We start from the raw sequence: 13,067 nt of genomic DNA on the forward strand, positions 1-13,067 counted from the left end.
ATTACACAATTCCGCCTACACGGTTAAAACGCACCCCTGTTGGGATCCAAGCTGGCAGAAAATCGGCCGGAGTTCTATCAAACTCAAAGCTTATCCATATCGCAACCGCTTTACCAACGAGGTTATGCTCTGGCACAAAGCCCCAAAAGCGGCTATCGGTACTGTTATCGCGATTATCACCCATGGCAAAGTATTGACCTTCTGGCACAATAAACTCAGTCAACGGTACGTTCTCTTGGCGGTGATAGTAGTTAATCATGTCAGGTCGTGATGGATTGATTAAGATGTCATGCGTCACATCACCAATTTGTTCTTTAAAGCGCAGTAATGGCGTACCGTCTTGGGAAAACTCACCGCGGTTAACTGATACTCTTTCAACGGCTTTTAGCTCAGGACAAGGACTTTGCCCTTCCGCACAAGCTGCTTGGATATAAAGCTGCTTATTGCGGTAAACAATACGGTCGCCCGGCAAACCAACAATACGCTTGATGTAATCAATCTGTGGGTTTTCTGGGTATTTAAAGACAGCCACATCGCCACGCTCAGGCTTGCCCGTCTCTTTTAAGGTCGTGCGCCAAACAGGATCTTTAATCCCGTAGCTAAACTTTTCTACCAGAATAAAATCACCAACGAGCAATGTTGGCATCATTGAACCTGATGGAATTTGAAAAGGCTCGTAAATAAAAGAGCGCAAAATAAGTACAAATGCGATAACAGGAAAGATGGACTTTGAGGTTTCAACAAACGCCGACTCACGCAGTATCACTTCTGCATTCTCTTCACTTAACTCAGCTTCAGCCGCTTGAGCCATTGCCAACTTCTCACGACGCTTAGGGGCGAATACCAACGCATCTGCCATCCAAACAAGGCCACTGCCTAAGGTGACCAAAACTAAAATTAGCGAAAAATAGGCTGCCATTATTAATTAACTCCTGCCAAACATAATTGGGTTACGACTAATGTGTCGATGTCCCTATGGTTATACGCCAGTAATGAAAGCGCCGCAAACTGCGGCGCAAAGTCTAGCGATATATTAACAAATCTTAACGAATTAGCTTAATCGTTAAGCTTCAACACTGCTAAAAACGCTTCTTGTGGAACTTCTACGTTACCCACTTGCTTCATGCGTTTCTTACCGTCTTTTTGCTTCTGTAATAACTTCTTCTTACGTGACACATCACCGCCGTAACACTTAGCGGTTACGTCTTTACGCATCGCCTTAATCGAAGAACGCGCAATAATCTGGCTACCTACTGCTGCTTGAACTGCAATATCAAACATCTGACGTGGGATGAGCTCTTTCATCTTATTCACTAATGCTAGACCCTTAGAGCGGATCAACCCTTTATGAATAATCATCGCTAACGCATCGACTCTGTCACCGTTAATAAGAATATCGAGGCGCACCATGTCTGCAGGTTCAAAGCGGACAAAGTTATACTCAAGTGAGGCATAACCACGACTGGTTGATTTTAAACGGTCAAAGAAGTCCATCACCACTTCTGCCATCGGCAATTCGTAGGTCAATGCAACTTGATTACCATGGTAAACCAGATTAGTTTGTACACCACGTTTTTCAACACAAAGAGTGATCACGTTACCTAAATACTCTTTTGGTACCAGAATATTGGTCTCAACGATAGGCTCACGCATCTCTTCAATATTGTTAATCGCAGGCAAGTCCGATGGGTTATCGACATAAATAGTCTCGCCATTGGTCTGGACGATCTCATACACTACGGTAGGCGCAGTAGTAATAAGCTCAAGGTTGTATTCACGCTCTAGACGCTCTTGAATAATCTCCATGTGGAGTAGACCCAAGAATCCAATGCGGAAACCAAAACCGAGTGCTGATGAGGTTTCAGGTTCGAAAAACAATGAAGCATCATTCAAGCTAAGCTTGTTAAGCGCATCGCGAAAGCTTTCATAATCATCAGTAGAAATAGGGAATAAACCAGCATATACCTGTGGCTTCACTTTCTTAAAACCAGGCAGTGGCTCAAGTGCACCATGCTTTGCATGAGTCAACGTATCACCAACTGGTGCGCCGTGGATCTCTTTAATGCCCGCAATTACAAAACCCACTTCGCCAGTCTTTAGCTCAGGAGTATCAGTTTGCTTAGGGGTAAAGATACCGACACGATCAGCGGTATGATTCTGACCGGTAGACATAACTTTAAATTTATCGCCTTTCTTTAATACGCCATTTTTAATACGTACTAAAGATACAACGCCTAAGTAACTATCAAACCAAGAGTCAATAATTAGCGCCTGCAGTGGGCCTTCTTCGTCACCTTCTGGTGGCGGGATCTGCTCAACAATCACTTCCAGCACATCTTTAATGCCTACACCGGTTTTAGCGGAGCAACGCACAGCATCAGCCGCTTCAATTCCGACAATATCTTCAATCTCTTCTGCTACACGGTCGGGATCAGCCTGAGGGAGATCGATCTTGTTCAGAACGGGAACCACGTCCATATCCATCTCAAGCGCGGTGTAACAGTTTGCTAGGGTTTGCGCTTCGACGCCTTGACCCGCGTCAACCACCAATAGCGCACCTTCACAAGCTGCTAAAGAACGTGATACCTCATAGGAAAAATCGACGTGGCCAGGTGTATCAATAAAGTTAAGTTGGTAAGTCTCACCATCATTAGCTTTATAGTCCAAAGTAACACTTTGCGCTTTAATCGTAATACCGCGCTCACGCTCAATATCCATTGAGTCGAGAACCTGTGCGGCCATTTCGCGATCGGTTAAGCCACCGCATTCATGAATAAGGCGATCTGAGAGTGTTGATTTGCCGTGGTCAATATGGGCAATAATTGAAAAGTTTCTAATATGCTTCATTATGCTGGGATGACTTAACTCGAAGTTGAAAAGAATTTTTAAGGTGCAGAATTGTACCCGATTGCGGCTTTAATACCAATTTTTATCATGCTTTTGAATTGGAAAGTTACTCTAGAGGCCAAGTATCTACGGTTACTGCGCTATATCTATAGGCTTACCAAGAGATTTTATGATGATTGGTTGCGCCTTTTCCTCTAGCGCCTTAGCAAATTTCTTTCCTAAGGCCCAAAAACCGACACCACCAACTAATGCAAAGGCAATAGCCAACAAATCTTGATTCACGTCTATATTTGCTGCTAGTAAATTACCACTAAAAGCACCGATGAAAAAACCGGCTAGCGGCAGGATATATACCAACATAGCGGCTTTTAGAATAACGCTTTCAGGAAGACCGAGCTTTAAGCGCTCTCCAGTTGCAAAAGCACGTTCAGTTTGAATAGAAAAACGCTGAACCTTTGGTGAAAAGGCTTTTGCAACGGCTGAGGTACCGCATGAATCACTGCTGTCGCAGTGATTACAAGCACTCTTCATCTCAACTTCTACAACGACCCAACCAGAGTTGCTGTTAGCAACAACTTTGGCAACCTCTTCCATCATGGTAATAAACCTTTTACTGCAACATAATGCTTTGAGCTATGCGACTTAACGTTTCAGCAGGCACTTTACCGACAGCAACAACCTCTGCATTACCAACACGCTCTGTAGCAAGTGATAAACCGTTACGGGTAACTAATTCATCTGGAAGCGGCGAGTCTCCTGCTTTAGCCACATAAACAGAGATGCTAGCTAGGCCATCGCTAATCGCAATGTACTCAACAGCTTCTTTGCTACCGATTAAACGGTGCTGGTCTTTTACCAGCACCTTAAAACCTTCCGGTAACCAACCAAATTTCCAGTCTTCACCTGCTGCGCGTTCAGATTGCGCCATGACTGCCGGCCACTCTTGCTTGTGCGCCTCTTTCAGGATAGACGGCACCTCTTCTAAAACTAAGAGCTCGACGACCATAAGCTGCTCTAACAGCTGCTTATCGTTATTAATCATATCGAAGCGTAGCGGTAAAAAAGTATCCATATCAAGCCAAACTTGATAACCATATCGATTATCATCATTGGGAATGATGCGAACCAATTGTCCTGGTCGCCCTGCAATTCTGCTTCGACCACCTAATACAAACTGGTATCCCGCTTCTAGATTAGAGATATCATCAGCGAAAGCGGCAGGAATGACCCCTTGAATACGTTTGGCGTGAACACTATAGGCAGGTTGGTCATGCTCTATGAAGGTAACTGTATTACCGACTCGAACCGCATTCTTAGGCGGCCCATTAAGGTGCTCTAGAAATGCCACCTCTTGATCTTGAACCTTGCCATGAATATAAACCAAAGGACGAATATGATCGGCTTGAATTTGTATTAGGGAAATTTTGAATTCTTGTTCGCGCAGTGCTTGGCTCATATTTTCAAGCCAAGCTTTGGCGGGCATATCTTCCCGCGCCATCGCGGGAAAACTCATGGCTAGAATAGCCAGTAGGATTAGACGCAAGCTAACTCCTTGTTACTGATTGACAGGTATCGTATCTACCTCTCTATTGTCCTCTATAACCACACCATTATTCAATCTTTGTTGTAACATATGATCTTGAATATAGGAGTTAATACGACGACGCTGATCAACGACTTGTTCATTAGTATAGCTTTGATTCTGCTGTACTGCGCCAGTCTGCAAGCTTACCGGTGATGCACTACCAATGAGTGGTCTAGTGTTCAAAACGGGTAAAGGCGAGTTGTCTAGCAATGTTTCTTGGTTATAATTTTGCACACCAACCACTGCAACCATAGCAACGGTCGCTGCAATAGCATACTGCCCAAATTGCTTAAACAGAGGCACAACTTTATTGGAAGTAGGCATTGTGGCGGTTTTAACCGTGGTTTGCTTAGGCGCAATAATAGCGGGTTCTTCATCAATCGCAGCCATGATGCTGGCACTCAGATCGATAGATACTGTCTGCGGTAATTCACCACGCATTGCATCACCAATCATATGATAATCACGCCACTGCTCATGTGAATCTGCATCAGCTGCTAATTCAGCTAACGTTTGCTCGTCGAGTTCACCATCGACAGCTGCAGATACCCATTCCTGACCTAATTTATCCATTGTTCACCTATCTTTGTTCAAGGGTGCTAGCGTTCTAGCAACGGCTTAAGCTTTTTATCAATCGCCTCACGTGCTCTGAAGATCCGGGATCTTACAGTACCTACGGGGCAATCCATGACATTAGCAATCTCTTCGTAACTCATACCATCAAGTTCTCTTAGTGAGATTGCCATCTTCAATTCTTCTGGCAATGTGTCTAAAGTGTCAAAAACGACCTTTTGAATCTCTTCTGACAACACGAGACGCTCCGGAGATGCAAACTCCTTTAACGCATCGCTGCCATCATAGTATTCAGCTTCTTCAGCATCGACATCATTCGCGGGCGCTCTACGCCCTTGTGCGACCAGATGATTCTTTGCAGTATTAACTGCAATGCGATACAACCATGTGTAAAACGCACTTTCGCCCCTAAAGTTCGGTAACGCTCGATATGCTTTTATAAAAGCTTCTTGCGACACATCTGCAACGTCGGCCTGATTTCGTACATAACGCGATATCAGATTCGCGACCTTGTTTTGATATTTTTGCACTAAAAGGTTAAAAGCGTTCTTATCACCACGCTGTACGCGCTCAACTAATTGTTGATCACTTATTTGTCCACTCATCCGAGCCGACTACTCCTAAATCTAATACTGATTTCTCAGCCGCTCGAATCATATTCACTTATGTAGACTAGCGAGTTTCAAAAAAGTTCTATAAAAATGTGCAAATATGTCATTTTCTTTTTTTTGGAGACAAACTTTAAAAAGCTGTTCACCTGAAAACATACTTATATAACACACCAAAACACTGTTCACCTGTGCTAATTTTTGCTCGTTGATTTAATCAGAACAAAAAATCCCTGAATCCCCCCTCTTTTATCACGTTGTATTTCACAATAAAAGCAGGCTTAGGGACTGCAGCGTTTACCAATAGCGCTGCACAATATTTAAAGCAAAAATAGATCCAACAAGCAATATGCGAACTTGATAAGTATCCATAAACAGCATCTTGGTTTAACATAGTCCGAATTCCCAGATGACTCTATGATACCTGATGAAACAAGTAGTTGAACACCAATCTGATATTTTGGTTATTGGCAGTGGTGCTGCGGGGCTAACCCTTGCACTGCATCTCGCTGAAAAATCGAAAGTTATTTTACTTTCCAAAGGTCCTTTAAGCGAGGGTTCAACCTATTACGCTCAGGGTGGTATAGCCTCAGTTTTCGATGAAGAGGACACCATTGAGTCCCATGTCGCCGATACATTAGTCGCTGGAGCAGGGCTTTGTGACGAGCCGGTGGTCAAGTTTACTGCCGAAAATGCGCGTGCATCTATGCAATGGCTGATTGATTGTGGCGTTGCTTTCGACAAAGAAGAAACTGCTGATGGCAGCGTTGAAGAGGCGCCTTATCACTTAACACGTGAAGGTGGCCATAGTCATCGAAGAATTTTGCATGCAGCTGATGCAACGGGTAAAGAGGTACAAGTAACCCTACAAGAGCGAGCCAGCCGCCACCCTAATATCCAAGTGCTAGAACGTTACAATGCTATCGACCTGATTACGACTCGTAAATTAGACAGACCTGGTAACCGTGTACAAGGTGCCTATGTTTGGAATCGAGATTTAGAGCAAGTCGAAACAGTAAAGGCACGCTTTGTGGCGTTAGCAACAGGTGGTAGCTCAAAGGTTTATCAGTACACATCCAATCCAGATGTTGCTTCTGGCGATGGTATCGCCATGGCTTGGCGTTCAGGCTGCCGGGTTGCCAATATGGAGTTTAATCAATTTCACCCAACCTGCCTATATCATGCTGATGCGCGTAATTTTTTGCTGACCGAAGCACTCAGAGGCGAAGGCGCATTTTTACGTCGCCCTGATGGCAGTCGTTTTATGCCAGAGTTTGATGACAGAGCAGAACTGGCACCTCGTGATATTGTCGCTCGAGCAATTGATTATGAGATGAAGCGTTTAGGTTCTGACTGTGTCTATTTGGATATTGCTCACAAACCTGCAGATTTTATCATCAAGCATTTCCCTACCATTCATAAACGCTGTTTAGAGTTCGGTATTGATATCACCACTGATCCAATCCCTGTAGTGCCAGCTGCCCACTATACCTGTGGTGGAGTAATGACGGATTTGCATGGACAAACCGACCTCAATGGCTTGTACGCTATAGGCGAAGTCGCATACACCGGACTTCATGGTGCTAACCGTTTAGCCAGTAATTCACTGCTGGAGTGTTTAGTATTTGCTCGAGCTGCTGCAGAAGATATTGAAAGCCAACTCGGTAAAATTCCAATGCCAGGAACATTGCCGGCTTGGGATGAAAGCCAAGTTTCAAACTCAGATGAAGAGGTGGTTATCGCTCATAACTGGCACGAGTTACGCCTATTTATGTGGGACTATGTAGGTATTGTTCGTTCTGATAAACGTTTAGAGCGTGCCCTAAGACGCTGCGTGATGTTACAGCAAGAGATCCAAGAATATTACAGTAACTTTAGAGTCAGTAATAATCTGTTAGAACTACGTAACTTAGTGCAAGTCGCAGAGCTCATTATTCGTTGTGCTATGGAGCGTAAAGAGAGTCGCGGGCTGCATTACAATATTGATCACCCAGAGAAAGAAGCATCACCGAAGCCGACAATATTACAACCGAAATGATTGCTTTTAGCTGTCAGAGTTAAGCCTATTTCGATAAGATAACAGTAGTAAACGACACAAATGGCGATAATTTGTGTCGTTTAACATATCAGCCCAAACCACCAATCTTTTTTCATCACTGCCACAGTGAATATCAAAAACCACCATAAAAGGTGTCACTATCGGTCTTCCTTTGAGCGCAAAGCACTGCTGCTCTATCCGCACACTGCCATCAGCAGATAGTATGAACTGACAAGACCAATGTCGAAGCAGCCAAAACTGCCTAACAAAAAAACAACAACATAATGAAAAGGTGAGTGCTTTACTCACGAGATAGAGGAGCGATTCGGAATAAGGCCAAATCAAAAAGGAAGTAAAACAGATTGCAGCAACAACGGTCAACGATAGCCGTTGACCGAAAGAGCTATAAAGGCTAAAGCTATGCGGCTGGACGGCCACGAACTCTTATTATCATCTCTGCAAATTCAGGATTTTTACAGACTTCATGCCCCATAAACCAGGCAAACAATTCAGGGTCTTCACATTCAAGTAGCTTAACAAAAACGGTTTTGTCCGCATTTGACATCGCTTCATAGTGCTTTTCAACAAAAGGCTGAAACAATACATCAAGCTCCAACATGCCTCGGCGACAAGCCCATCGTACTCTTGCAATTTTCATGGGTTCTGGCATTGATTCCGACAAGTTTATTACTCCAATCTTTTACAGTGCGGCTAGTGTATACCCAAATGAGCTTTACTTCCAAAACATGTGATTATAGCTGCTTAACTTTTACGTCATTACCCGCAAAGAGTTCAGAGAAGTCAGTGTTCAATAAACGCTTAACCGCAGGATGCTGGATCATTCGTTCAGCAAACATCACATGATAAACCTCTTTTACCTCGGTCGTTTCTCCAAGCAACATCATTCCACGGTCTAAAATATCTTGCTTATAAATAGACGGTGCTACAAATATCCCCTGCTTAAAAAAACCAAATGACTTCATCATTGCAGCATCGTCAAACTCACCAAGAATACTGATGTTGAGGTTTTTCTCATCAAACCATCGCACCAACTGCTGCCCCAACGAAGTCCCTCGGCTCGGAATTAATAGCTTCCCTTGCTCTAAGCATTGGGGAAAAGGTTTGGAATAGGTTTCCGATGAAAAAAAAGCCACTCCACTTTCACCTAACTGTTTTGATAAAATTTCAGGATACTTCAAGCTTTCGCCAGCACAATCCGACAGGATCATGTCTAACTTATGCCCGCGAAGCCGCTCCATCAAACTTTCATGCGTCGCCTCATAACAAGCCAGATGCATCGAACCATCGCTGGGTACCACAGATAATAACACCCGACTCGTTAATGCCTTTGAAAGTGCAGCAGCAATCCCCACTTCAAAAAGAATATTCTCATCTTGCTGGTAGTTAAGTAGATCAAGCATTTCATAGCTAAGGCAAAACATCTTGTCAGCATAACGAAATACTAACTCACCTAGTTCTGTAGGCTCTAATGAACGACCAACTCGTTTAAACAAGCTGCCCTTCAGGCTGCCTTCTAACACGCGGATCTGACCCGTTACAGTTTGAGGCGTCAGGCACAAGGCTTCTGCCGCCTTAGCTACCGAGCCTTTTTTTTGGATCATCCAAAAATAGTACAGGTGATTATAATTAAGATTTACCATCGAAATATGCCATTATTAAAACAAAAAAAGGGTGACAAAAGTGTCACCCCATGCGGCTTTTACCTACTTTAAACGTTGGCAATCCATAAGCTCGAACATTGCCGCTGATAGCTCATCTGTATTGTCAATCTTGCCCACAGAAAAGGCTTCAGCAAGTCCTGCGACTAAAACGTCTCTATCAGGAATTCGGCTCTGACAAAAAGTGCGATTTGCCTCTTGAAAACGCTTACCACCTCGGTATTTCAGCGCCCGAGACTCATAATCATTCGACTCTAAACGTTCACCGACGGCGGCGCCTTTATACATCAGTGCGCCATCAACAACACCTTCAAGATAGTTTTGGCAATGTGCATCTTTTACATCTTCATTGCAAATTTCGATTTGCGAAGCCAAAGTCGTTGCGCTAAAACCAAATCCTAATACCAATATTAATAAGGCTATTCTCATCCATTACCTCCTTTCTCAGGCAATACTTTAGACAACCAGAAGTAACCAATGACCGCTGATGCTATAGAGCCTAATAAGATCCCTAGTCGTGCATAGTCACCATACATTGCCCCTTCACCAAGAAACGCGAGTGATGAGATAAACATCGACATGGTGAACCCAATACCACACATCACAGAGACAGGGAAAATCTGCTTCCAACCCACTCCGTCAGGCAATACAGCAAGCTTAAGCTTCACCGCAACGAAGCTAAATAACATAATACCTAAAGGCTTACCTATTAATAGTCCTAAAGCGATCCCCAAAGGAACAGGCGATAACAACGAGCTTAAGCTCATTCCGCTCAAATCAACACCCGCATTTGCGAAAGCAAAGATAGGTAAGATAATAAACGTGCTCCAAGGATGCAGGCTATGCTCTAAGCTTTCAGAAGGCGATGATCCATCTTTAGCGCGTAACGGTATGCAGAAGGCGATAATCACACCCGCTAACGTTGCATGAACACCTGATTTAAGTACAGCAATCCATAGGATTAGACCTAACACACCATAAGGCCCGAGCGCAGTAACACCTTTGCGGTTCAAACCTATTAAACCAACAATAGCCGCAGCTGCAATCACCAAGCTGATGGTCGATAAATCAGTGCTATAAAATAGTGCGATAATCACCACGACGCCCAAATCATCAATAATTGCTAACGCAAGTAAGAAGACTTTTAGCGCGACTGGCACACGGCTACCAAGCAGCGCCATGATGCCTAAAGCAAATGCAATATCTGTTGCCGCTGGGATCGCCCAACCCACTTGAGTAATCGGGTCAGAGTAGTTAAAGAGTAAATACACACCTGCTGGGAATAACATGCCACCGATAGCAGCAAAAGTTGGCAAAGATGCTTGTGCTCTGCTCGACAATGCCCCTTCCAACAGTTCTCGTTTTACTTCAAGACCGATGAGCATGAAAAAGAGCGCCATCAACCCATCATTAATCCAATGAATTAATGTCTTATCTATATCTAAACCACCAACACGAACTTGCATCTCAGTCTCGAGGAAACCTTGATACATTCCTGATAATGGTGAATTTGCTAAAATCATTGCTAGCACAACAGCAATCATTAATAGAATGCCGCCTGCTGACTCCTGGCTTAGAAAATTTCTAATTGCCCGTTCCATATTACGCTCCATAAAATCTCAATGTAACGAGTGTAGCCGATTACTCTCAACCTGAATAATCGTTTGCATCAGCGTTAAACATCGGAATATCCGAGGTTTCCAGTATGAGCTTGAGATGACTAAATATCAATCAAAAAAGAGCATAAATAAAAATGAGGACAGAATCTTGGTTTAATCGTTGGTTAAAGTCTAATTTTTAGCCAGCATTTGAACTGGCTGACTATGAACGGTCAAAGAGCAGTTATAATAGGTGAGTAATTATTCAATTAATAAAAATGACTCGCTTCGAATATCTCGACCAAAGCGAGTCATAAACTGGATTAACTAGACAGAGAACGGGTAGCGGATCCCTTCATGGTGCTCATATCCTGTCACTTCAAAGTCATCCATTGTCACCCAAGTTTCTAAGTCTTCTAATGACTTGATGTCTGGATTAATAGATAACTGAGGCGATGGAAATGGACTGCGTTTTAATTGCACGCTTTGCATCAGTTCTAGCTGATCTTCGTAAATATGGGCATTTACGATTTTATGATAAGCAGTTCCTGCTTTGTGACCCGTTATCTGAGCGATTAATGCTAGCAAGGTAAAGACCTGCACTTGATTAAAATTAAGGCCTAGCGGCACATCACAGGAGCGTTGAAAACTAGTCAGGTGCAAAGTATCACCCAACAATGAAAAATTATGAGTATGCATACAAGGTCTTAAACAGCCCATATGGAATTCACCAGGGTTATAAAAGCTCAGGATTTCTCCTCTGTCATCAATCCCTTTGGAAAGGTTATCTACAATTTTACGTAATTGGTCAATCGAACCACCGTCAGGCTTACTCCAGCCACGGCCCTGTACACCATAAACCCGTCCCATATCATCAGCACCCTTGCGATGAGGGTTATTGAGCCAAGCTTGGTTGTCGTTAGCATTAGCATCCCATGTCTTAGCACCAATGTTACGAAAATCGGCAGCATTATCGTAACCGCGGATATAGCCAAGCATCTCAGCAATCGCAGCTTTCCAGAAGCTTTTACGGGTTGTGATCAGTGGAAACTCATTTTTATCTACATGGTAAACCAAGTCAGCATTAATCACAGTCAAGCAGCGTTTACCGGTACGACTATTCTCAACCCATGTGCCTTCATCAATGATCCGTTGACAAAGTTCTAAATACTGTTTCATTACTATTACCTATAAAAATTAAAACTTAAACCGTATGAATGTTAGTTTAAGGATGATAAAAATGACTCTATTGTTGTTGCAGCCTTATGTTAATACCAGCTTCAAACCAACAAAGGCGAGGAAAACTGCAAATATTTTTTTCAACTTAGCCGTAGGCCAATTCGTCGCGGCCTTGGCACCTAACGGCGCAATAAGTATTGATGTGGTAGCGATCCCCACTAATGCTGGTAAGTAAATAAAGCCGATGGTTCCTTCAGGTAACGTGTCAACATTCCAACCAGCCAACGTATAGCCAATACTACCAAATAACGCGATCAGCAAACCTGTCGCGGATGAGAAACCAATCGCATAGCGCATTTGTAATCCGCACCATGTCAGGAATGGTATAAGCAATACACCACCGCCAATACCCATCATGCCCGCAATAATAGCAATAATGACGGCCGCAAAAAATAGACTCACAGTGCTAGGCATTGAGCGATTGCTGTTAGGACGAAATGGAAAAGCCATTTGAATGGCCATTAAGATAACAAATATTGCAAAAATCTGTTGTAAAAAGCTGGCTTCAATTAGCTCAGAGATAAATCCAGAACAGATAGCCCCGAGAACAAAACCCGGCATCATGGATCTAAAAAGCTCCCACGGAATGTTTTCACGTTTGTGGTGAGCACGTGCAGAAGATAAAGAGGTAAGAATAATCGCGGCGAGTGAGGTCGCAATAGCAACATGAGGTAGGTGCTCCGCCGGAATGCCTACACCCGGTAAGATATGTAATAGCGCGGGCACGGCAATGAGTCCACCGCCAATGCCTAATAACCCCGCCATAAAGCCAATAACAGCACCAAGCGCCAAACATATGCTAAATACTACCAGCCAAGTTTCCACGCCAACACCCTTAATTTTGTCTGTTATTGCCCAAAGCTTAAAGCAATCGACAGCGTTAGAGAACAGCTAATTGGC

Annotated in this window: 14 protein-coding genes; 1 reads left to right on the plus strand and 13 read right to left on the minus strand. The window is 43.5% G+C overall.

Translation table 11 applies throughout. The annotated features are described in order from the left end of the window. Position 1: 1 nt before the first annotated feature. The 6 genes from lepB to rpoE form a co-directional block, all read right to left on the minus strand. A complete protein-coding gene (gene lepB / locus SWP_RS16855; protein WP_020913806.1) occupies positions 2–919 on the minus strand; it encodes a signal peptidase I in 918 nt (305 codons plus the stop codon). Between the two features lie 137 nt (positions 920–1,056). Next, positions 1,057–2,847 carry a translation elongation factor 4 gene (lepA, locus tag SWP_RS16860; protein ID WP_020913807.1) on the minus strand — a complete coding sequence of 597 codons (1,791 nt, stop codon included), beginning with the start codon at positions 2,845–2,847 and terminating at the stop codon, positions 1,057–1,059. 132 nt (positions 2,848–2,979) lie between these two features. Beyond that, on the minus strand, positions 2,980–3,444 hold the full coding sequence (locus SWP_RS16865; RefSeq protein WP_044556031.1) for a SoxR reducing system RseC family protein: 465 nt from the start codon (positions 3,442–3,444) through the stop codon (positions 2,980–2,982). Between the two features lie 13 nt (positions 3,445–3,457). Then, complete coding sequence (locus SWP_RS16870) at positions 3,458–4,390, minus strand: MucB/RseB C-terminal domain-containing protein (RefSeq protein WP_044556032.1); 933 nt, start codon at positions 4,388–4,390, stop codon at positions 3,458–3,460. 12 nt (positions 4,391–4,402) lie between these two features. After that, entirely contained in the window at positions 4,403–5,005 is a 603-nt protein-coding gene (locus SWP_RS16875) for a sigma-E factor negative regulatory protein (protein ID WP_020913810.1), read from the minus strand. Between the two features lie 26 nt (positions 5,006–5,031). After that, positions 5,032–5,610 (minus strand): RNA polymerase sigma factor RpoE, encoded by a 579-nt coding sequence (gene rpoE / locus SWP_RS16880; protein WP_012154289.1) that lies wholly within the window; start codon positions 5,608–5,610, stop codon positions 5,032–5,034. Between the two features lie 430 nt (positions 5,611–6,040). Between rpoE and nadB the strand changes: the two genes are divergently transcribed. Continuing rightward, positions 6,041–7,651 (plus strand): L-aspartate oxidase, encoded by a 1,611-nt coding sequence (nadB, locus tag SWP_RS16885; RefSeq protein WP_020913811.1) that lies wholly within the window; start codon positions 6,041–6,043, stop codon positions 7,649–7,651. Positions 7,652–7,657: 6 nt separating this feature from the next. Here the strand turns inward: nadB and SWP_RS24520 are convergent, their stop codons facing one another. The 7 genes from SWP_RS24520 to SWP_RS16915 all read right to left on the minus strand — a co-directional run bounded on the left by SWP_RS24520 (position 7,658) and on the right by SWP_RS16915 (position 12,992). Continuing rightward, the gene (locus SWP_RS24520; RefSeq protein WP_020913812.1) at positions 7,658–8,089 is read right to left on the minus strand and encodes a protein YgfX; all 432 of its coding nucleotides are present in this window, start codon (positions 8,087–8,089) and stop codon (positions 7,658–7,660) included. Next, the gene (locus SWP_RS16890; RefSeq protein WP_044556034.1) at positions 8,070–8,321 is read right to left on the minus strand and encodes an FAD assembly factor SdhE; all 252 of its coding nucleotides are present in this window, start codon (positions 8,319–8,321) and stop codon (positions 8,070–8,072) included. The genes SWP_RS24520 and SWP_RS16890 overlap by 20 nt, the downstream gene beginning before the upstream one ends. Before the next feature lie 82 nt (positions 8,322–8,403). Further along, positions 8,404–9,312 (minus strand): transcriptional activator NhaR, encoded by a 909-nt coding sequence (gene nhaR / locus SWP_RS16895; RefSeq protein ID WP_044556035.1) that lies wholly within the window; start codon positions 9,310–9,312, stop codon positions 8,404–8,406. A 63-nt stretch (positions 9,313–9,375) separates the two neighbouring features. After that, positions 9,376–9,759 (minus strand): hypothetical protein, encoded by a 384-nt coding sequence (locus SWP_RS16900; protein WP_020913814.1) that lies wholly within the window; start codon positions 9,757–9,759, stop codon positions 9,376–9,378. After that, positions 9,756–10,931, minus strand: a complete 1,176-nt coding sequence (nhaA, locus tag SWP_RS16905) for a Na+/H+ antiporter NhaA (protein ID WP_044556036.1) — start codon at positions 10,929–10,931, stop codon at positions 9,756–9,758. The genes SWP_RS16900 and nhaA overlap by 4 nt, the downstream gene beginning before the upstream one ends. A 324-nt stretch (positions 10,932–11,255) precedes the next feature. Then, positions 11,256–12,107, minus strand: a complete 852-nt coding sequence (locus SWP_RS16910) for a thymidylate synthase (protein ID WP_020913816.1) — start codon at positions 12,105–12,107, stop codon at positions 11,256–11,258. A gap of 84 nt (positions 12,108–12,191) precedes the next feature. Beyond that, positions 12,192–12,992 carry a sulfite exporter TauE/SafE family protein gene (locus SWP_RS16915; RefSeq protein ID WP_020913817.1) on the minus strand — a complete coding sequence of 267 codons (801 nt, stop codon included), beginning with the start codon at positions 12,990–12,992 and terminating at the stop codon, positions 12,192–12,194. Positions 12,993–13,067 lie beyond the last annotated feature (75 nt).

The organism is Shewanella piezotolerans WP3 (genome assembly GCF_000014885.1).
Classification (GTDB): Bacteria; Pseudomonadota; Gammaproteobacteria; order Enterobacterales; family Shewanellaceae; genus Shewanella; species Shewanella piezotolerans.